The 20333-nt window shown below is 63.1% G+C and carries 23 protein-coding genes and 1 riboswitch; of the genes, 8 read left to right on the top strand and 15 right to left on the bottom strand.

Translation table 11 applies throughout. The annotated features are described in order from the left end of the window. The 6 genes from dxs to ACW8PS_RS13520 all read right to left on the bottom strand — a co-directional run. On the bottom strand, positions 1-1341 hold a 1341-nt coding region (gene dxs, locus ACW8PS_RS13495; protein WP_491528005.1), incomplete at its 3' end, for a 1-deoxy-D-xylulose-5-phosphate synthase. Positions 1342-1365: 24 nt separating this feature from the next. Then, complete coding sequence (locus ACW8PS_RS13500) at positions 1366-2232, bottom strand: polyprenyl synthetase family protein (RefSeq protein WP_491528006.1); 867 nt, start codon at positions 2230-2232, stop codon at positions 1366-1368. A 4-nt stretch (positions 2233-2236) separates the two neighbouring features. Beyond that, positions 2237-2482, bottom strand: a complete 246-nt coding sequence (locus tag ACW8PS_RS13505; RefSeq protein ID WP_491528007.1) for an exodeoxyribonuclease VII small subunit — start codon at positions 2480-2482, stop codon at positions 2237-2239. Positions 2483-2603: 121 nt separating this feature from the next. Further along, on the bottom strand, positions 2604-3530 hold the full coding sequence (locus ACW8PS_RS13510; protein ID WP_491528008.1) for a histone deacetylase family protein: 927 nt from the start codon (positions 3528-3530) through the stop codon (positions 2604-2606). Between the two features lie 4 nt (positions 3531-3534). Then, a complete protein-coding gene (locus tag ACW8PS_RS13515; RefSeq protein WP_491528010.1) occupies positions 3535-4260 on the bottom strand; it encodes a response regulator in 726 nt (241 codons plus the stop codon). Continuing rightward, positions 4257-4772 carry a MarR family winged helix-turn-helix transcriptional regulator gene (locus tag ACW8PS_RS13520; RefSeq protein ID WP_491528011.1) on the bottom strand — a complete coding sequence of 172 codons (516 nt, stop codon included), beginning with the start codon at positions 4770-4772 and terminating at the stop codon, positions 4257-4259. Before ACW8PS_RS13520 ends, ACW8PS_RS13515 begins: the two co-directional genes overlap by 4 nt. A 173-nt stretch (positions 4773-4945) precedes the next feature. On the opposite strand from ACW8PS_RS13520, the gene ACW8PS_RS13525 reads away from it, so the two are divergent. Next, positions 4946-5815: a branched-chain amino acid aminotransferase gene (locus ACW8PS_RS13525; protein WP_491528012.1), complete on the top strand. Its 870-nt coding sequence runs from the start codon at positions 4946-4948 to the stop codon at positions 5813-5815. Between the two features lie 113 nt (positions 5816-5928). Here ACW8PS_RS13525 and ACW8PS_RS13530 read toward each other — a convergent pair whose 3' ends face one another. Further along, positions 5929-6111, bottom strand: coding sequence for a hypothetical protein (locus ACW8PS_RS13530; protein ID WP_491528013.1), 183 nt, complete (start codon positions 6109-6111; stop codon positions 5929-5931). A gap of 346 nt (positions 6112-6457) precedes the next feature. Here ACW8PS_RS13530 and ACW8PS_RS13535 point away from each other — a divergent pair, with 346 nt between their 5' ends. Beyond that, positions 6458-6799, top strand: a complete 342-nt coding sequence (locus tag ACW8PS_RS13535; protein ID WP_491528014.1) for a DUF2794 domain-containing protein — start codon at positions 6458-6460, stop codon at positions 6797-6799. A gap of 122 nt (positions 6800-6921) precedes the next feature. Here ACW8PS_RS13535 and ACW8PS_RS13540 read toward each other — a convergent pair whose 3' ends face one another. The 3 genes from ACW8PS_RS13540 to ACW8PS_RS13550 form a co-directional block, all read right to left on the bottom strand. Next, positions 6922-7761 (bottom strand): C40 family peptidase, encoded by an 840-nt coding sequence (locus ACW8PS_RS13540; RefSeq protein ID WP_491528015.1) that lies wholly within the window; start codon positions 7759-7761, stop codon positions 6922-6924. Then, positions 7758-9140, bottom strand: a complete 1383-nt coding sequence (locus ACW8PS_RS13545; RefSeq protein WP_491528016.1) for a leucyl aminopeptidase family protein — start codon at positions 9138-9140, stop codon at positions 7758-7760. Before ACW8PS_RS13545 ends, ACW8PS_RS13540 begins: the two co-directional genes overlap by 4 nt. Before the next feature lie 65 nt (positions 9141-9205). After that, positions 9206-9592, bottom strand: coding sequence for a hypothetical protein (locus tag ACW8PS_RS13550; RefSeq protein WP_491528017.1), 387 nt, complete (start codon positions 9590-9592; stop codon positions 9206-9208). Positions 9593-9734: 142 nt separating this feature from the next. On the opposite strand from ACW8PS_RS13550, the gene ACW8PS_RS13555 reads away from it, so the two are divergent. Then, entirely contained in the window at positions 9735-10388 is a 654-nt protein-coding gene (locus ACW8PS_RS13555) for a carbonic anhydrase (RefSeq protein ID WP_491528018.1), read from the top strand. 144 nt (positions 10389-10532) lie between these two features. Here the strand turns inward: ACW8PS_RS13555 and bluB are convergent, their stop codons facing one another. Then, on the bottom strand, positions 10533-11297 hold the full coding sequence (gene bluB, locus ACW8PS_RS13560) for a 5,6-dimethylbenzimidazole synthase (RefSeq protein ID WP_491528019.1): 765 nt from the start codon (positions 11295-11297) through the stop codon (positions 10533-10535). 59 nt (positions 11298-11356) lie between these two features. Beyond that, a riboswitch (cobalamin riboswitch) is annotated at positions 11357-11510 on the bottom strand. 237 nt (positions 11511-11747) lie between these two features. On the opposite strand from bluB, the gene ACW8PS_RS13565 reads away from it, so the two are divergent. Continuing rightward, positions 11748-12284 carry an SRPBCC family protein gene (locus ACW8PS_RS13565; protein ID WP_491528020.1) on the top strand — a complete coding sequence of 179 codons (537 nt, stop codon included), beginning with the start codon at positions 11748-11750 and terminating at the stop codon, positions 12282-12284. 131 nt (positions 12285-12415) lie between these two features. Here the strand turns inward: ACW8PS_RS13565 and ACW8PS_RS13570 are convergent, their stop codons facing one another. Further along, a complete protein-coding gene (locus ACW8PS_RS13570; protein ID WP_491528021.1) occupies positions 12416-13438 on the bottom strand; it encodes an aspartate-semialdehyde dehydrogenase in 1023 nt (340 codons plus the stop codon). A gap of 323 nt (positions 13439-13761) precedes the next feature. Here ACW8PS_RS13570 and ACW8PS_RS13575 point away from each other — a divergent pair, with 323 nt between their 5' ends. Beyond that, on the top strand, positions 13762-15036 hold the full coding sequence (locus ACW8PS_RS13575; protein ID WP_491528022.1) for a DEAD/DEAH box helicase: 1275 nt from the start codon (positions 13762-13764) through the stop codon (positions 15034-15036). A 70-nt stretch (positions 15037-15106) separates the two neighbouring features. Here ACW8PS_RS13575 and ACW8PS_RS13580 read toward each other — a convergent pair whose 3' ends face one another. Further along, positions 15107-15970, bottom strand: a complete 864-nt coding sequence (locus tag ACW8PS_RS13580) for a D-amino-acid transaminase (RefSeq protein WP_491528024.1) — start codon at positions 15968-15970, stop codon at positions 15107-15109. A 147-nt stretch (positions 15971-16117) separates the two neighbouring features. Here ACW8PS_RS13580 and ACW8PS_RS13585 point away from each other — a divergent pair, with 147 nt between their 5' ends. After that, positions 16118-16669 (top strand): TetR/AcrR family transcriptional regulator, encoded by a 552-nt coding sequence (locus ACW8PS_RS13585; protein WP_491528025.1) that lies wholly within the window; start codon positions 16118-16120, stop codon positions 16667-16669. An 18-nt stretch (positions 16670-16687) separates the two neighbouring features. Here ACW8PS_RS13585 and dgcA read toward each other — a convergent pair whose 3' ends face one another. Both dgcA and ACW8PS_RS13595 read right to left on the bottom strand, forming a co-directional pair. Continuing rightward, positions 16688-17650, bottom strand: a complete 963-nt coding sequence (dgcA, locus tag ACW8PS_RS13590; protein WP_491528026.1) for an N-acetyl-D-Glu racemase DgcA — start codon at positions 17648-17650, stop codon at positions 16688-16690. Between the two features lie 334 nt (positions 17651-17984). Further along, the gene (locus ACW8PS_RS13595; RefSeq protein ID WP_491528027.1) at positions 17985-18341 is read right to left on the bottom strand and encodes a hypothetical protein; all 357 of its coding nucleotides are present in this window, start codon (positions 18339-18341) and stop codon (positions 17985-17987) included. Between the two features lie 216 nt (positions 18342-18557). Between ACW8PS_RS13595 and ACW8PS_RS13600 the strand changes: the two genes are divergently transcribed. Together ACW8PS_RS13600 and ACW8PS_RS13605 are read left to right on the top strand one after the other, a co-directional pair. Next, entirely contained in the window at positions 18558-19118 is a 561-nt protein-coding gene (locus ACW8PS_RS13600; RefSeq protein WP_491528028.1) for a CGNR zinc finger domain-containing protein, read from the top strand. A 95-nt stretch (positions 19119-19213) separates the two neighbouring features. After that, the gene (locus ACW8PS_RS13605) at positions 19214-20203 is read left to right on the top strand and encodes a glutathione S-transferase family protein (RefSeq protein WP_491528029.1); all 990 of its coding nucleotides are present in this window, start codon (positions 19214-19216) and stop codon (positions 20201-20203) included. The last annotated feature ends 130 nt before the right edge of the window (positions 20204-20333 follow it).

The following is a 20333-nucleotide window of genomic DNA, read 5'->3' on the forward strand; positions in this document are numbered from 1 at the left end:
ATTGGCGAGAAAGGCCACATCATAGGATCCGGCATGGGTGGCACCATCGGCCCCGACCAGCCCGGCCCGGTCAATCGCGAAGCGCACCGGCAGGCGCTGGATCGCCACATCATGCACCACCTGATCATAGCCGCGTTGCAGGAATGTCGAATAGATCGCGGCAAAGGGCTTCATCCCGCCCGCCGCCAGCCCGGCACAAAAGGTTACCGCATGCTGTTCGGCAATGCCGACGTCAAAGCAGCGTTTGGGAAACCGTTCCGCGAACAGGTCCAGCCCGGTGCCATCGGGCATCGCCGCCGTCACCGCGACGATCTTGTCATCGGCCTCGGCCGCGCCGATCAGAGCCTGCGCAAAAATCTTGGTATAGGAGGGCGCGTTCGAGACCGGTTTGCGCTGCTGCCCGCTGATCACATCAAACGGCGCGCTGGCATGGCCACGATCGGGGCGGCCCTCGGCATGGGCATATCCCTTGCCCTTGCGGGTGATGGCATGGATCAGGATCGGCCCGTCGGCGCGCGCCTTTACGGTGCGCAGAACCGACATCAGCTGCTCCATGTCATGGCCATCTATCGGCCCGACATAGGAAAACCCCAGCTCCTCGAACAAGGTGCCGCCGACAGTTGCCGCTTTCAGCAATTCCTTGGCCCGCCGCGCACCTTCCTGCAACGGCGGCGGCAGCAGCGAAACCGCCCCCTTGGCGGCGGCCTTCAGCTCCTGAAACGGCGCGCCTGCATAAAGCCGGCTGAGATAGGCCGACATCGCGCCGGTCGGCGGCGCGATGCTCATCTCATTGTCGTTCAGGATCACGAACAGCCGCTTGCCCAGATGGCCGGCATTGTTCATCGCCTCATAGGCCATGCCGCCCGACAGCGCACCATCGCCGATCACCGCAATCGCGTCGCCCGCGCCGGTCTCGGGCGCGCCGCCCAGATCGCGCGCCACGGCAAAGCCCAGAGCCGCCGATATACTGGTCGAACTATGCGCCGCGCCAAACGGGTCATAGGGCGATTCCGAGCGTTTGGTGAAACCCGAGATGCCATCCTTCTTGCGCAGGGTCTCCATCCGGTCCCGCCGCCCGGTCAGGATCTTGTGGGGATAGCATTGGTGGCTCACATCCCAGACCAGCTTGTCGCGCGGCGTGTCAAACACGGCATGGATCGCCACGGTCAGTTCCACCACCCCCAGACCCGCGCCCAGATGGCCGCCGGTGCGGCTGACGGCGGCGATGGTTTCAGCACGCAGATCACGCGCAACGCGAGTCAGGTCGGCATCCGACAGCCCGCGCAGATCGGCGGGCGATTTGATCCGGTCCAGATATGGCGTCTCGGGGCGGTCGCTCAAGGCAGTCTCCAAAGCAGCGTTGGGTCACGTATCGCGTGCGATAACGTAGCGCGCCAGTTCCTTCAAGGTGTCTGCCTTCGCCCCATAGCTGTCCAGCGCCGCCTCGGCCTCGGCCACCATCGCGCGGGCGCGGGCCCTGGCACCCGTCACGCCAAGCAGCGACACGAAGGTCGCCTTGCCCGCATCGGCATCTTTCTGCAGCCGCTTGCCGGCCTTTTCCGCGTCGCCCTCGATATCCAGAATGTCATCGGCGATCTGAAACGCAAGCCCGATTGCGCTGGCATAGCGCCGCAAGGGCGCGGCATCGGCCCGGCCCAATATGGCCCCCGCCTGCGCCGGCCAGATCAGCAGCGCGCCGGTCTTGTTGCCCTGCAAGGCGGTGATCTGCTCCAGGCTCAGCGGGCGTGCGGCGGTTTCGGCGGCAATATCCTGCGATTGGCCCAGAACCATGCCCTGCGCGCCCGATGCCTGTGCCAGCGTCCGCATCAGTTCGGCCCGCTGCGCCGCTTCCCCGGTCACCGGGTCGGCCAGTAATTCAAAGGCGAAACTTTGCAACGCGTCACCGACCAGCACGGCGGTGGCCTCGTCCCATTTGCGGTGCAGCGTGGGCAGCCCCCGGCGCAGATCATCATCATCCATGCAGGGCAGATCATCATGCACCAGGCTATAGGCATGCATGCATTCCACCGCCGCCGCCGCCTGCATTGCGGCGGCGCGGGGCACATCAAACAGCGCCGATGCCTGCAATACCAGAAACCCGCGCAACCGTTTGCCGCCGGCGCTGGCATAGATCATGCCCTGCACCACCCGATCATTTCCCAACGCCGCGATCCTTGCCGCCAGAAACCGGCCGATCGCATCCTGCGCCGCTGTCAGATCGGTGCGAAACAAACCGTCACAGCCCTTCGACCGGCTTGGCCCCATTGGGCGCGCCATCTGCGTCCAGCGTGATCTGGGCCACCTTTTCCTCGGCCTCTTTCAACTTTGTCTCGCAACGCGCCTTCAACGCCGCGCCGCGTTCATACAGGGCGATCGATTCCTCCAGCGCCACATCGCCCCGATCCAAGCTCGTCACCACGCTTTCCAATTCGCGGATCGCTTCTTCAAAGCTCATCTCGTCGATCTTCTTCTGCTCGCTCATCCGCTTCGCTCCGTCAAAACTGTCATAAATGCCACAACCGATGCCGCCAATGCGTCCAGACCATAGCCCCCTTCCAAAGTCGAGACCAGCCGCCCGCCATAACGGCTGATCAGCGCGGTTCTCATGCGCCCATCAACTCGCTCACATGCGCGGCACTGGCCGCGGCCAGTGCCTCCAGATCATAGCCACCTTCCAGCGACGACACGATGCGCCCGTCACAAACGCGCCCCGCCACCGCGCATAGCGCGCGGGTGATCCAGGCAAAATCCTCGGTGCTCCAGTTCAGATTGGCCAGCGGATCGGCCGCATGCGCATCAAACCCGGCGGAAATCAGGATCAGCTCGGGCGCGAAATCCTCCAACCGGGGCAGAATGCGGGCCGTAAAGACATCGCGCATCGCCTGCCCGCCCGATCCCGGGGCCAGCGGCAGGTTCATAATATTATCACAGGCCCCGCGTTCGCTGGCCGCGCCCGATCCGGGATAAAGCGGCATCTGATGGGTCGAGATGAACAGCGCCCTGTCCTCATCCCACAGCAGGTCTTGCGTGCCATTGCCGTGATGCACATCGAAATCGACCACCGCAACACGGTCCAGCCCGTGCCGTTCCAGCGCATGCCTGGCGGCAATCGCCACATTGCCGAACAGGCAAAACCCCATGGCGCGGGTCTTTTCGGCATGGTGGCCCGGCGGGCGCGTGGCGACAAAGGCATTCTTTGCCTCCCCCGACAGCACCGCATCGACCGCCGCCAGACAGCCGCCAACACCGCGCAGCGCCGCCTCCAATGTGCCCGGCGACATGGTTGTATCGGCATCCAGCCCGATCAGCCCGGTCTCCGGGGCGGCATCACGGATCGCATCAATATGGGCCTGCGGATGCGCCAGCAGCAGATCGGCATCTTCGGCCATCGGGCTTTCGCGCCGGTCAAGCCCGCCAAATTCGGCACCATCAAGGGCCGCATTGATCGCCTCCAGCCGGGCAATCTGTTCCGGGTGGCCCGGCGGCATCTGGTGATCCAGACCCGCTGCGTTCGTCATCAATATCGTCATGATCTCAATCCGGTGCCAGCATATAACCCGCCCCGCGCACGGTTTGCAGGTAACGCGGTTGTTTCGGGTCGGCCTCGATCTTGCGCCGCAGCCGGGTGATCTGCACATCGACGGCGCGTTCCTGGCTTTGCGCCGGGCCGCCGCCCTTGTCGCGGCCCAGTTCCTCGACCAGTTGCGCCCGGCCGACCGGCTCATTCGGACAGGCCGAAAAGATCCGCATCAGCGCCGCCTCGGTCGCGGTCAGGCGCACCGGGTTGGGCCCATGCCACATCTCGCCGCGTTCCAGATCATACCGGATGGCCCCCAGATGCAGCACCTTGGGCGTGCCCTGCGGCTCGATCGAGACCGGCATCCGGCGCAGGATGGCGTTGATCCTGAGCAGCAGTTCCTTGGGCTCAAACGGTTTCGGCAGATAATCATCAGCCCCCGCTTCCAGCCCGCTGATCCGGTCGCTGGCCTCGCCGCGTGCGGTCAACAGCAAGATAGGCGTGGCAATTTCATCGCGCAGCGATCTGGTCAGGCTGATGCCATCCTCGCCCGGCATCATCACATCCAGCACGATCAGATCAAATTCCAGCCCTTCCACCAACCGGCGGGCATGGGCGGCATCGCGTGCGGCCGAGGCCAGAAACCCGTTCCGGATCAGGAATTTCTGCAACAGGCCCCGGATACGTTCATCATCATCGACAATCAGCAGATGGGCCGAGGGTTCGTTCCCGGAATCATTCATGGCTCACCCCCCGTGGTCGCCAGATACTGGCGGCGCAGTTCGGGGTCCATCATCGCCTCCAGAACGGTGCGAAATCCGACCACCGCGTCGGGCCCTGCGGCGCGGAATGCGGCCCGCATCCGGTGGCGCTGCGCATCTGACAGGGCGCGTTCCAGCGCCGTGCCCTCCTCGGTCAGATACAGGTGCCGTTCGCGCTTGTCGCGGGTGCCGACCCGGCTTTCGACCAGACCATCCTCGACCAGGGTGCGCAGCACCCGGTTCAGCGACTGCTTGGTCACGCCCAATATCGTCAGCAGGTTGTTGACCGTGGTGCCGGGGCTGCGGTTGATGAAATGAATGGCGCGGTGATGGGCCCGGCCATAGGCCTGGCTTTGCAGGATCTTGTCGGGGTCGGCGGTGAACCCGCGATAGGCAAAGAACATCGCCTCGATGCCGCGCCTGAGCTGCTCATCGGTCAGAAACAGCAGACTCTCGCCGCTGAACGCCGTGTTTGCCGCACCTCTCTCAGACATGTCCGCGCCCCTCCCGGTCGTTCTCCTGAAACCACAGTTTATGTCAGCCTTGTTGACTTTCCAAGAATCAATTGTTAGCAAATGGCGGGTTTGGCGAAATATTATGTCCGGTGTGGCCCTATTTTGCGCAACAAACCGAAATTGACAGCGATCTCGTGCCGAAGGAAAATGAGATGAGCGCAGCTTATGATGACCGCGATGGCTCCATCTGGATGGATGGCAACCTGATCCCATGGCGCGATGCCAATGTGCATATCCTGACCCATGCGATGCATTATGCCTCCTCGGTATTCGAAGGCGAACGCTGCTATAACGGCAAGATCTTCCGCTCGGTTGACCATTCCGAACGGCTGAAACGCTCCGCCGAAATGATTGATTTCCAGATCCCCTGGACGATCGAACAGATCGAGCAGGCCAAATATGACGTGCTCAAGGCCAATGGCTGGAGCGATGCCTATGTGCGCGTGGTCGCCTGGCGCGGTGCCGGTGAGGATATGGGCGTCGCCTCGTCGCGCAACCCGGTCCGCATGGCGGTGGCCGCCTGGGAATGGGGGGCCTATTACGGCGACGCCAAGACGCGCGGGGCCAAGCTCGACATCTCGAAATGGAAACGCCCAAGCCCCGAAACCATCCCCTGCCACGCCAAGGCGGCGGGGCTTTACATGATCTGCACCATGTCGAAACACGCCGCCGAGGCAAAGGGCTGCTCCGACGCCATGATGTTCGACTATCGAGGGCTTGTGGCCGAGGCGACGGGGGCCAATATCTTCTTCGTCAAGGATGGCGAGGTGCACACGCCGCTGCCCGATTGCTTCCTCAACGGCCTGACCCGGCAGACGGTGATCGGCATGTTGAAGGACCGCCAGATCAAGGTGATCGAGCGCCATATCGAACCCGGCGAACTGGAGGGTTTCCAGCAATGCTGGCTGACCGGCACCGCCGCCGAGGTCACGCCGGTGGGCCAGATCGGCGATTACAATTTCGAAGTTGGCGCATTGGCCCGCGAGATCTCGGATGGCTACGAGAAACTGGTGCGGGAATAACCCCCGCGCCGAAAGCACTTATCGGAATACCTGAGACATCATGCATCGCTTGAACCGCGTTGAAATCTTTGATTTCAGGCAGCGTCAAGGGATGCAGGTTTTCTGAGAAATGCCTATTTCCGCCGCTCGATCCGGGTAAACTCCTCGACCCTTTTCTGATCGGTCCGGCTGCGCGGGCGGCGTTGCAGCAGCTTGGTCGCCTCGCTCGGGATCTGCTTGCGCTCATGCTTGATATATTCCGCGGCCCGGCGTGATGTTTCGCGGCTTTCGGGTCTGTCGATGATGTGACGGGACATGGGGCTTGGACCTCCAATTCCAGTTGATCGGTAGCGCCAGCCTAACATGGGCGCGCCGCGCGCAGGCAATCCCCGATGTCACACCCGCCAATCCCGGGCGAACCGCCGCCGATAAGGCCGCCGTGAGGATTCCGGTTCTGAGGGGATGTGTAGCCCCCGGCGGCTCGGACTGGATGGGGGCAAGAAACCGCTCCGCCGGGGTGAGACTATGCTCATTACTACAGGGCCCGGTATGACGGCCCCAAACGGCAGGATCAGGGAGGCCGCGCGGCATTCCCCGGGCAACTTTCAGGCAATATGGTGGCAATGCTTGATTTGGGCCGGAAACAGGGCCAAGCTGACCCCGATGGTGATGCATTTTCAGGCTGGCGGGTCGTTCCATGCACCCGAACAAACCGCCTTTGACCGCAGCGAACTGGGCGCGATCCTGACGCTTTACGGGCGCATGGTGGCGGCGGGCGAATGGCGCGATTACGGCATCTCTCACCTGCGCGACGTGGCCGTGTTCTCGATCTTCCGCCGCACCGCCGAACACCCGATCTACCGGATCGAAAAGCGCCCGAAGCTGGCGTTGCGGCAGGGGCAGTATTCCGTCATCGGCATGGATGGCCAGATCCTGAAACGCGGCCAATCGCTGCCAACGGTTCTGCGCGTGCTGGAACGCAAACTGATCCGCGCCGTAAAGTGATCGCAGGCTCAGGCCCGTCCTTCCATTTCATCTTGGTCCAAATACCTTCGGGGGAGCGCGAGGGGGCAGACAGCCCCCTCGCACCGGTCGGCCGCACAAAGCGCGCCGATCCCTCGCCCCCCTCAACCATCCGGCTTCAACAGCCGCCGCCGCGCCGTGATCGCCCCGCCACCGGACTCCTCAATCCGCGCCGCCGCGTCTTTCAGCGGCTCATAGGCCACCGACATGTGAAACGCATTGGCATGCAGCAGCATTCGGTCATTGGCCATGAACCCGACATGCCCATCCCAGAACACCAGATCGCCGCGCACCAGCGGCTCACCATGAAAAAGGTCGCGGCCCAGCGTCATCTGCTGATCGGCATCGCGCGGGCAGGGGATGCCGCAGGCCAACAGCGCCATCTGCACCAGGCCGGAACAATCGATCCCCCAGCGGCTGTTGCCGCCCCACAGATAGGGCGAGCCCAGAAACAGATCCGCCACACCGGCCGGATCGGCGAACCGCGCCTTGATCGGCTGCAGATGCGGGCGCGGGATGAAATGGCCGGTATGGATACGCAGATGCGCGTCGCGTTCGGCCACCACCTTGACCGGCGAGCCGAAAAAGATCGACACTTCGGGCGGCACTTTCAGATGCGCCTTGGGATAAAGATGGGTGGCGGGCGCGGTCACCCAATGGGTGGGTTCCTCCGGGCTGGCCATGGCACCCGACAGCACGTAACCGACCTGCCCGTCGCGCTCGGACTGGCCAAAGCTGAACCCGTCATAGGTTTCCAGCTCGCGAAACATCTCACCGAACAGCAGCTGGCTGACCCGCCGCCCGCGCGGGGCGTCGGTGATATTGGCCATCGGCTGCTGCACCATCAGGCGGCGGCCTTCGACGAACCGCTCGGCCTCGACCTCGCCCTTCAAAGACACATGCGCGACGCGGCCATTGGATGGGGTGATACGTGGATCACTCATGCCAGGATCCCCTTCTGCAAACCGGCAAAGATCGCCCGCGCACCCTGCCCCGCGCCGCCTTTTGGCCGGGCCGGCGCATCGGCAGGCTGCCAGCCGTAAATGTCGAAATGGGCAAAGCGCGTATCGCCGACAAAACGGCGCAGGAACAGGGCGGCGGTGATCGATCCGGCAAAGCCGCCCTTGGGCGCATTGTCCAGATCGGCAATACCGGGTTCGATCAGCGCCTCATAGGGGGTGTGAAAAGGCATCCGCCATAACGGATCGGCGTGGCCCTTGCCGGCATCAGCCAACGCCGCGGCAAGCCCGTCATCATCGGTGTAGAACGGCGCAAGATCGGGGCCCAGGGCCACCCGCGCAGCACCGGTCAGCGTGGCCATGCAGATCATCAGATCGGGCGGCGTCTCGGCCGCCAGCGCCAACGCATCGGCCAACACCAGGCGCCCCTCGGCATCGGTATTGTTGATCTCGACGGTCAGCCCGTTGCGCGCCGTCAGGATATCGCCGGGCCGGAACGCATTGCCCGAGACGCTGTTTTCCACCGCCGGCACCAGCACCCTGAGGCGCAGCCGCAACCCCGCGCCCATGATCATCCGCGCCAGGCCCAGAACCGTGGCCGCCCCGCCCATATCCTTTTTCATCAGCCCCATCGAGGACCCCGGTTTCAGGTTCAGCCCGCCAGTGTCGAAACACACGCCCTTGCCGACCAGCACCAGATCGGGGCCATCATCGCCCCATCGCATGTCAATCAGACGCGGCGCGCTGGCTGAGGCGCGGCCAACCGCGTGGATCAGCGGCAGGTTGGCGGCAATCAGATCGTCGCCACGGGTCACCTCGATCCGGGCCCCAAAATCAGCCGCAAGATCGCGCATCGCAACCTCCAGCGCGCCCGGCCCCATATCCGAACTTGGCGTGTTGATCAGATCGCGGGTCAGAAACTCACCTGCCGCGACATGTTCCAGCAAACTGGTATCGACCCCTTCGGGGCCGACCAGCGCCGCTGACGCGGCGGGGCGTGGTTTGTAACGGTCAAAGCGATACAGGCCCAACAGATAGCCAAGCGCGGCCTCGTGCAATTCAGCCGCAGGCAGATCGCCCGCCAGCCGATACAGGCCCTCGGGCAGCCCCGCTATTGCCGCCCCCAGGGCAAACCGTTTGCGCGCCCGCGCCGCCATATCGCCGCGCCCGGCCAGAACACCGGCAATGCGTCCGGCGGCATCGGGAAAGGCGCAGACCTCACCGGGACCGGCATCAAACCCGGTTCCCGCAATCCAGGTGCGGGCGGCCTCTGGCAGGCCCGCCAGATATGCCTCAAGCGCGTCAGGCTCCAGCGGGGTCACGGCAATTGCGGCAGGATCGTCAGGGGAAAACCGGGGGCTCATCTTGGGTCCGTCATCAGCTATACAAGCTGCCAACCTAACGTCCCCGGCCGCCACCGCAAGGCGGATCAGCCCGACAGATCCTCAAGATCCCAGATTGCGTGGATCGACCGGTCACCGACCCGGACCAGCCGCGAATGGGTGGCCGCCAGCGCCACCGCGTCACCGCGCGCCAGACAGGCCTGCACATTGCGCCCGACGCGCGCCAGCGTCGCCATGCCGATATGGTCCGACGCCGTGATCAGGGCGCGCAGCCGCCTGGCCAGCGCCTCTGCCTCGGTCAGCGGGTCCAGGGCTTCGATCTCCTGCATACGGGCGCTGATCACCTCCAGCGCGCGCGCGACCTCATCTTCGGCGCGCAGCTCCCCGATCTCGGCGCATAATCGTTCCAACCGGTCCGGGTTGAACCGCGCCGGTTCTTCCAGTTGCAATATGGTTACAGACAGCTCCATCATCCACTCCACTTCCGCCCCCACGGCTGACGGCACTGTGACGCGCCATATTGAAGAAAACGTTGAGATCCGGGCAAGAAAAGGCTCGAACTTGCATGGAATGCCGGGTATTCCGTGGGTCGCACTCAACCGGAGACACCACACCATGACGCACCACATCGCGCCGCTTCCGGCGTTTCTGATCCGCCGCTACCAAAGCTGGAAAGCTACTACCTATGTAGAAAACCAGGCCTGGTTTCGCCGCCTGGCCGAAGATGGCCAACGCCCGCGCGCCATGGTGATTTCATGTTGTGACAGCCGGGTGCATGTGACCTCGATCTTCGGGGCCGAAACCGGTGAATTCTTCATCCACCGCAACATCGCCAATCTGGTCCCCCCCTATGAGCCCGACGGCGATCATCACGGCACCTCCGCCGCCGTGGAATATGCTGTCAAATCGTTGAAGGTTACCCATATTCTTGTATTGGGCCATTCCGGCTGCGGCGGCGTTCAGGGCTGCATCAACATGGTTTCAGGCAACGCGCCCGAGCTGGAGGAACATGACAGTTTCGTCGGCCGCTGGATGGATATCCTGCGCCCCGCCTGCGAAGAAACCGCCGATATCAAGGACCCGGCCCTGCGCCAATACACGCTGGAACAGCAAAGCGTGCTGGTCTCGATCGAAAACCTGATGAGCTTTCCGTTCATCGCCCAGGCCGTCGACGAGGATCGGCTCAGCCTGCATGGCCTGTGGACCGACATCTCCAGCGGCGAGCTGGAAATGTATGATCCGGCGGCCAGCGCCTTTGTGAAAGTGTAAGGCGCTTTGCGTTTGCAATTGACCCCCCCTGGCGGGCCGAACGCAGCTGTTTCACACACCGCTGCCGCGCCCGCCAGAGTGATACTCCGCCTCAGGTAAAACGCAAAACGCTGTAGCCCCGCTTGCGTCCGCGCCCCGTCCCGGTCAGCCAAGCGACCGGGACAAAAACCGCCCCGCCTCGATTGCATCCTGATCGTCACGCAGCCGCGCGGTTAGGGCGGAATCGGTGCCGGTATTGTCCCATTGCTCGTAACGGACATGATCGGTCACCGGCTGACGCCGCCGCCAACCCGCGGCCTCCAGATCGGGCCTGTCGCGGAACCCGCGCACATGACCGACACAGAGATAGGCGACCGGGATCACCTCCTCGGGCAGCCCGAGCACGGCCTTGAGCGCGTCATTGTCGAGAATGCTGACCCAGCCCACCCCCAGCCCCTCGGCCCGGGCCGCAAGCCAGAGATTCTGCACCGCGCAGACCGAGCTGAACAGATCCGTCACCGGAATATGGGTGCGACCCAGCACCACCGGCCCGGCCCGGCTGCGGTCGCAGGTGACGCAGATATTGAGCGGGGCCTCAAGGATACCCTCGAGCTTGAGGCCGCGATAGGTATCGCGCTTCTCGCCCTTGAACATCATTGCCGCCTCGGCATTGGCCCGGACAAAGATGTCATGGACCTTCTGCCGGGTTTCCTGCCCGCGCAGCAGCAGGAAATCCCAGGGCTGCATAAACCCGACCGAAGGCGCGTGATGGGCGGCCAGCAGAACCCGACTCAGCCGGTCGGGCGCGATGGGATCGGGCAGAAAATCGCTCCGAACGTCGCGGCGGTTGAGGATGGTGCGATAGATTGCTTCTCTTGTGGCCAGATCATAGGCTGCGGATTCGGGCAGCCGGGGGGTAGTATTGTCCATCGGATTCCCCTTGGATGGTGCAAATACGCCTGCCGCCCTCCGCGCGGCCCGCGCCATCCCTCCCGGCCGGTCTTCTGACTTGGGTTCACCCCGCCCGGGCCCCTTCCCGGCCTGTGGCCAGTGGGCGTCGCCCGGCAGTCCCCCATACAGCGTTGGGCACGTCGCGGAATCTCACCGCGTTCCCGATTCTCCCGCCAGGGCGGGCACCGAAAGGTCGCGCCACGTTAGCTGCGGCGGGCCAGTTGTAAAGCCCGGAACTGGCCGGCATCGGCGGAGATGCAATCGCGGCATGGATCACAGGACAGTTTCCAGGCAAGACCGGCGGAAATCCGGCGCGCCCCCGCCCGACGACGATGATTTCACCCTGATCGGGCGGTCCTGACGCGGCCCTTGCCGCGCCCTTGCCAATCCGTGCTAGGCTGGCCGGAATGCAACCCCGGAGCCTGCCGCATGCGCTTTTTCAAGACCCTTGCCCTTGGCCTTTTCGTGTCGGTCACGGGTTTCGTCATCATCGCCTATCTGCTGCCCCGCCATGTGATCGTGGAACGCCAGATCACCATCGCCGCCGCAGCCGAGACGATCTTTCCGCTGGTCAATTCCCTGCAGCGCAGCACCGAATGGTCGCCCTGGATCATGCGTGGCCCCGATGTGTCGGTCACCTTTGCGGGGCCGTCTGAGGGTGTGGGCAATGTCATGGTCTGGACATCCCAGGTCGATGCGGCCGGCAATGGCCGTCAGGAGATCGTCGAGAGCATCGCAAACCAACGCGTCACCACGCTGCTCGATTTCGGCGAAAGCGGCTCCGCCCAATCCTGGATCGACCTGGCAGAGGTCGCGGGCGGCACGCAGGTCACCTGGGGGCTGAATACCGATATGGGGCTCAGCCCGATCGGGCGCTGGATGGGGTTCATGATGGATCGCCTGGTCGGGCCCGATTTTGAGGCCGGGCTGGCCAATTTGCAGGATCTGGTCGAGACCGGAGGCTGATCACGTGGCCTTCAGACATGTTGGCAAAATACGAACTCGACAAGACCTGAGCAACATTTCGTCCATAACCCGAAAGACCTTAACGCGAAGTTGCGTTCGGTCATGTAAGCGATCGAATTCAAACAGAGGCGCTAACCCTTTTTCAGCACCCGATTGCCAAGCGTTTCCGCGATCTGCACCGCGTTCAGCGCCGCACCCTTGCGCAGGTTGTCACTGACACACCACAGGTTGAGGCCGTTATCAATCGTCACGTCCTGGCGGATGCGGCTGATGAAGGTGGCGAAATCACCGACGCATTCGACCGGCGTGACATAGCCGCCATCCTCGCGTTTATCGACCACCAGAATACCCGGTGCCGCACGCAGGATATCGCGGGCCTCATCCTCGTCCAGAAACTCCTCGAACTCGATGTTGATGGCCTCGGCATGGCCCACGAAAACCGGCACCCGGACGCAGGTGGCGGTGACCTTGATGGATGGATCGACGATCTTCTTGGTCTCGGCGGCCATCTTCCATTCTTCCCTGGTGTCGCCACTGTCCAGGAACAGGTCGATATGCGGAATCACATTGAACGCGATCTGTTTGGTGAAATTGGCGGGGGCTTTCCCCTGACCCGGCACATACACGCCCTTGGTCTGGTCCCACAGCTCATCAATGCCGCCCTTGCCCGAACCGCTGACCGATTGATAGGTTGACACCACAACCCGCTTGATCGTGGCGCGGTCATGCAGCGGCTTCAGCGCCACCACCATCTGCGCGGTCGAACAGTTCGGGTTGGCGATGATGTTCTTCTTGTAATAATTCTCCACCGCCTGCGGGTTCACTTCCGGCACCACCAGCGGCACATCCGCGTCGTAGCGATAGAGCGAGCTGTTATCAATGACGATGCACCCCGCCTTGGCCGCCCGGGGCGCGTATTTCGCGGTCGCGTCCGATCCGATGGCAAACAGCGCAATATCCCAGCCGGTGAAATCGAAAATATCCAGATCCCTGGTCTTGAGCGTGCTGTCGCCAAAGCTGACTTCCGTGCCCAGCGATTTGCGCGAGGCAAGGGCGATGATCTCATCCACCGGGAACTGGCGTTCAGCCAGAATATTCAGCATTTCGCGGCCCACATTCCCCGTGGCGCCGACGACAACAACTTTGTAGCCCATGATCCTGGTCCTTTTTGTCAGGGAACCTGCGCCACATAGAGCAGGTTGCGGGCAAGGGAAAGGGCAACATGCTTGACTTATGCTGCGTTTGCACACATGTGTTGCCACAAGCCTGCCCTGCCGCGTGAGCAGCGCGCCCCTGTCGGGCGCAGACAGGCCACCAAATTCCCCCAGCCCCCCTCACGCAGGGTCTGACGGTCAGGACGGCAAAACGGGACAGGCCCGTTTCGTGAGATCCCGACCGCACCCTCCGCGGCTCTGACATTGTCAGGGCACTGCTTTTTCATACCCCGAGCGCGACCTCGCGCCGGAAAGGATATATTTTGTTCGACTTCGATATGCTCGGCCTGTCGCCGACCCTGCTTTCTGCAATCAAGGCCGCAGGCTTCGACCAGCCCACGCCGATTCAGAATCAGGCCATCCCGCTGGCCCTGGCCGGCCATGATGTGATGGGCCTGGCCCAGACCGGCACCGGCAAAACCGCCGCCTTCGGCCTGCCGCTGGCCGAAATGCTGCTGAAGGACCCGGGCCGCCCGGCCCCCAAGACGGTCAAGGCCCTGATCCTTGCGCCAACCCGCGAGCTGGTCAACCAGATCGCCGAAAACCTCAAGCTCTATGTCAAGGGATCAAGGCTCAAGGTCGGCACCGTTGTCGGCGGCCAATCCATCAACAACCAGATCCGGTTTCTGGCCCATGGCATCGACATTCTGGTCGCCACGCCGGGCCGCCTGATTGATCTGATGGACCGCCGCGCCGTGCGGCTGGACCAGGCCAAGTTTCTGGTGCTGGATGAGGCCGACCAGATGCTCGATATGGGCTTCATCCACGCGCTGCGCCGGATCGCCCCCGAACTGGGCACGCCGCGTCAGACCATGCTGTTTTCGGCCACCATGCCAAAACATATGGAGGAACTGTCACGCGCCTATCTGACCAACCCGCGCCGGGTGCAGGTCGCCCCGCCGGGCAAGGCCGCCGACAAGGTCACCCAGAGCATCCATTTCGTCCCCAAAGGCGAAAAACCCACCAAACTGCGCGAAATGCTGCGCCGCCACCCCGACGCGCTGAGCCTGGTCTTTTCGCGCACCAAACACGGTGCCGAAAAGCTGATGAAGGGCCTTGTCGCCGACGGGTTCAACGCCACCTCGATCCATGGCAATAAAAGCCAGGGTCAACGCGACCGCGCCATCGGGGCCTTTCGCAATGGCACCGTCAAGATCCTGGTGGCCACCGATGTGGCGGCGCGCGGCATCGACATTCCCGATGTCCGCACGGTCTATAATTACGACCTGCCGGAAGTGCCCGACAATTACGTGCACCGTATTGGCCGCACCGCGCGCGCCGGCAAGGATGGCGAAGCGATCGCCTTTTGCTGCGCCGAGGAAATCGGCCTGCTGAACCAGATCGAAAAGGTGATGAAGGTGACTATTCCGGTCGGCAGCGGGCGCAAACCCGAAGAGGTCAAACCGGAAAAACGTGGCGGCGGTGGGCGTCGCTTCGGCGGTGGCGGCGGCGGGCGTGGCCCGCAAGGAAAACCGGCCAATTCCGCACCATCCGGCCCGCGCAAGCACAACAGGTCGCGCCGCAGATCGGCCGCCTGATCCAGACCCGAAGGGGGCGCTCCGGCGCTCCCTTTTTTCTTGCTGCAACACCTGTCGCGGTGCCGGTGGCTCAGACCGCCGCCTTGCGCATTTCATCAAGATAGATCTCGCGCATCCGCGCCACCATCGGCCCCACCTTGCCATCGCCCACCGGCTTCCCGTCCACTTCCACAACCGGCATCACAAAGGCTGAGGCCGAGGTGATGAAGGCCTCGCGCGCGGCCTGCGCCTCGGCGATGGTAAAGGGGCGTTCCTCCACCTTCACCTGCGCTTCGCGGGCAAAACGCAGCACGGCGGCGCGGGTGATACCGTGCAGAATGTCGTTGGACAATTGCCGGGTCACAATGGTGCCGTCCTGCGTCACGATATAGGCGTTGTTCGAGGTGCCCTCGGTCACCGCGCCATCCTCGACCATCCAGGCATCATCGCAGCCCGCCGCCTTGGCCATCATCTTGCCCATCGACGGATACAGCAATTGCACCGTCTTGATGTCGCGCCGCCCCCAGCGCTGATCCTCGATCGAAATAACTTTGATGCCGGTCTTGGCGGCGGGGTTTTCGGCCAGCCCCGGCTTGGCCTGCGTAAAGAGGACAATGGTGGGGGCCACATCTTCGGCCGGAAAGGCGAAATCGCGGTCGCCATCGCTGCCGCGGGTGATCTGCAGATAGATCAACCCTTCGCTGATATTGTTGCGCGCCACAAGTTGGCGGTGGATCTCCAGCAGGCTGTCCCTGTCGGTCGGGTTGCGCATCTGGAGCTCTGACAGCGACCGCGCCAGCCGCGCCGCGTGGCCGTCGAAATCAATCAGCTTTCCGCCCAGAACCGAGGTCACCTCATAAACGCCATCGGCAAACAGAAAGCCGCGATCAAAGATCGACACTTTGGCCTCGGTTTCGGGCAGGTATTCTCCGTTCACATAGACAATGCGGGTCATGGCGGGCGCTCCTTTTTGCCGATCATTCCCGTATTCGGTCAGCCCGGCGGCAGGGTCAAGCCCGGGCCCGGCCATAAAAGTGACACTTGCGTCATTAAAAAGTGACACTTGCGTCATTTATAAATGACAGCTATGTCATTTATCACCATGTCCCAGCCCCAAGACAAAGATTTCACCGCCAAGGGCAACCGGACCCGCGCCCGCATTCTGGGTGCCGCTGAAACGGTGTTTGCCCGCGATGGCCGCGCCGCCATATCGGTGCAGACGATCTGCGCCGCCGCCGATATCAAGCGCACCGTGTTCTACCGCTATTTTCCTGATGTCGCATCGGTTCTGGCCAGTATCACCGATGGCGCATCACAGTTGGCTGCGGCGGTTTTCGTGACCGGATTTGATGACCTTCCGCAAGGCTACAGGCGGCTGCGCACCTGCCTTGGCCACGTCCTGACGCTGGCCCGCAATGACCCGAAACAGGCGCGTCTTCTGCTCGCGCTGGCGCGCGAGGTGCCGCTGATCCGAACCATCGCAGAGGCCGAAATCCGGGCCCAGCTGCGGGCCGAAAATCACCCCGATGCCGACCGCCTTTCGCGGCTGATTGCGGCCGGTCTGTTTGGCTATCTCGATCAGTTCTGCCAGGGCCACCTGCCGCTGATCGAGATTGAATCCGCCGCTGATCTGCTTATGAAATCAGTGCGTTAGGCCGTAACCACCGGCAGTTCACCCCCATAATTCCGCCGGAGCCGGATGCACCCCCGCCGCGTCATAGCTCAGCGCCACCGCGCGATCCTCGGCCAATAAAAGCGGCCCGTCCAGATCGGTGATCTCGGCCCCCTGCGCCACCAGAACCGCCGGGGCCATCGCCAGCGATGATCCCACCATGCAGCCCACCATGACGCCAAAGCCATGCGCCCGCGCCGCATCGCGCAAGGCCAGCGCCTCGGTCAACCCGCCGGTCTTGTCCAGCTTGATGTTCACCATGTCGTATCTGCCCGCCAGATCGGCCAGGCTGGCGCGGTCATGGCAGCTTTCATCGGCACAAACCGGCAGGGGCCGCGCGATCTCGGCCAGCAGCCCGTCCTGCCCGGCGGCCAGCGGCTGTTCCACCATCGCCACGCCAAGACGCAGCAGATGCGGGGCCAGATCGGAATAAACCTCCGCCGTCCAGCCCTCATTGGCGTCCACGATGATCCTGGCGGCCGGCGCACCACGCCGCACCGCCTCCAGCCGGGCCATGTCATCGGGCCTTCCCAGCTTGATTTTCAACAGCGGGCGATGGGCCTGTTTCGCGGCGGATTTCTCCATGTTTTCAGGGCTGTCGAGCGAAAGCGTAAAGGCTGTGACCTGGGGTCGGGGCCGAGGCTGACCGGCCAATTGCCAGACCGGAGTGCCGCTGCGTTTCGCCGCCAGATCCCACAAGGCGCAATCAACCGCGTTGCGGGCGGCCCCGGCCGGCAACGCGTCTTGCAGATCCTGGCGCGTGATGCCCTCGGGCAGGGTTTCGATCTGGGCGGTAACGCTGTCCAGGGTTTCGCCATAGCGCGCATAGGGCACGCATTCGGCCCATCCCATGGCACCGCCGGCAAAGGCGCGCACCGTCAGCACCTGCGCCTCGGTCCGGCTGCCGCGCGCGATGGTAAAGACCTCGGCCAATCGGAACGTGTCGCGGGTGACCGAGATCATGGTGCCATCCGCGCGAAACCCCGGCGGGGCGGTATCTGGGTTTCGACCATGGCGGCAGACATCATGCGAAACTCCGACACCGGATTGGCGGCACGCAGCAGCGGCGGCGGTGTGATTTTCTCTGAAATATTCCCGGCATCGGCGGATCATAGCCGGGCAGCGCGCCCCGGATCAATGCCCTGAGAATCCCGCGACTGGTTGCGCAAAAGAGACCGCCCTGCCCCATGTCAGGGCCCCCGTTTTTGCGGCACCATAATCCGCGATCAGCCCATGCTTTGTTGCGGCGCGCTTATGTCCGCCAACCCGCACAACAACAAATTGGCAAAGGCCCCTTTCAGGCTTCGGAACTGTCCAGAAGCGCGATTGGCACCTCATGTTCCTGATAGAAATCCAACGCTGGCCGATCGGTGGCGACGGTGTTGCGCTTGAATTCATAACGCATCATGTCACCCTCGCGCTCGGAGGCCACGATCAGCGCCTGATACAGGTGTTTCGGCCCCTCGAAAATATCGACCAGCCCGCGCAATTGCGGCGCATGTTCGACATCCAGCGCAAAGCCTTCCTCGGCGAAACTCAGAATCGGGAACACATCATCGCCGATATGCACCGACCGGCGGCTGCGCTTGCGTTCAGCCTTGCGGCGGGCTGCATGCAGCCCCTCCAGCACCTCTTTGGGCAGAAAGTCGGACATCGGGTTTCCTTGTGCAATCGGTAAAGAGATAGATGAGGGCGATAGGGATTCGGTCAACGCATACCCCACCGCCGCGTTGCAGCACGTCGCATAATCGCCACAGTGGCCGAAATGGGCAAACTGCTGCCGATCGCCATGCCCGCCTGCTTTACTTGCCACCCATGCTGCGCCACGATGGTTACAAATATATGAAAAAAGACCGAGGGCAGGTTTTCGATGACAAAAACGGCTTTGCGCACTGAGCCGGGTGCCGGGCATCCGTTTCTCTGTTTCCTGAACACGGTGGCCGATGACGGCAAATCACGCGCGCAGAACAGTTTTTCCGATGCGGCGGAATTGCAGGCCTTGCTGACCGCGGCGGGCCTGCCCATCCGGTCGGACATCAATGACAGCCAGTTGCAGGCCATGCTGCGCCTGCGCGAAGCCGCCTGGCCCGCGTTTTCTGCGCTTGCCGCAGGGCGCAATCCGACGCGCGAGGATGGTCTGACATTGGCGACGGCGTTGAAATCAGTGATGGCCGAGGCTGATCTGCAGATCACGCCCGAGGGGCTGATGACACGGCCCGGACCTTTGGCCCGGCCGCATGATCTGGTGGTGCTGTCGATGGAGGATCTGCTCAGGTCCGACCGGTTTTCGCGGCTGCGCGAATGCCGCCGCTGCACGCATCTGTTTCTGGATCAGGGCCGCGGCGTCGGGCGGCGCTGGTGTTCGATGTCGCGCTGCGGCAACCGGGCCAAGGCCGAAAGTTTCCGCGCCCGACGGCGTGACGCGGCCTGATTGTGCATCTGCGCGCGGGGCCTCTGCGCATCAATGGGTTTCTCTGCTCTGCTGCACCGCCTATCTATGACGCAGCAATGCATGAGGGGCGCGACATGGGGTTTCTGCAAAATGGCATCTGGCACGATCAATGGTATGACACCAGATCCTCCGGCGGATCTTTCAAACGTCAGGCGGCACAGTTTCGCAACTGGATAACGCCCGATGGCCGCGCCGGGCCAAGCGGCATCGGCGGCTTTGACGCGGCAGCTGGGCGCTATCACCTGTTTGTCAGCCATGCCTGCCCCTGGGCCAACCGGGTGATGATTTTCCGCGCCCTGAAGCGGTTGCAGGATCATATCGGCCTATCCGTGGTGCATCCCGACATGCTGGCCGATGGCTGGACCTTCGATGAGGATTTCCCCGGCGCAACCGGTGACCGCCTGTTCGGATCACGGTTTCTGCGCGATATCTATATCAAATCTGACCCCGAGGTCACCACCCGGGTCACGGTGCCGGTTCTGTGGGACAAGCAGACCGGCACCATCGTGTCGAATGAAAGCGCCGAGATCATCCGCATGTTCAATTCGGCCTTTGATGGCCTCACCGGCGATGCCCAGGATTTCTACCCCGAAGATCTGCGGCCCCGGATCGAGGAGATCAACGCACGGGTCTATTCCGACATCAATAACGGCGTCTACAAGGCGGGTTTCGCGACCACGCAAGCGGCCTATGACAAGGCGGTGACGGCGCTGTTTGATGCGCTGGATTGGGTCGAGGGCATCCTGTCTGAAAACCGCTATCTGACCGGCAGCCGCATAACCGAGGCCGATTGGCGGCTGTTCACCACTTTGGCCCGGTTTGACGCGGTCTATCACCTGCATTTCAAATGCAACCGGGCGCGGCTGATCGATTATCCCAACCTCTGGGCCTATGCGCGCGAACTGTATCAATGGCCCGGCGTCGCGGGCACGGTGCATTTTGACCATATCGTGCGGCATTATCACTACAGCCATGACAGCATCAATCCGCACCGGATCATCCCGATCAACCCGGTGATCGACTGGACCGCCCCGCATGGCCGCGAGCCATTGCAGGCGGGTTGAAAATCGGCTTTTACCGTTCTGATGCGGACGGAGGAGCCTTTTTGATGGTTTTGGATCATGGCGGCGGCATTGATGCAGCGATTGCCCGCTATGGCGGCGCGCGCGCTGGCTGGCTGGACCTGTCGACCGG

The organism is Alterinioella sp. (assembly GCF_058343375.1).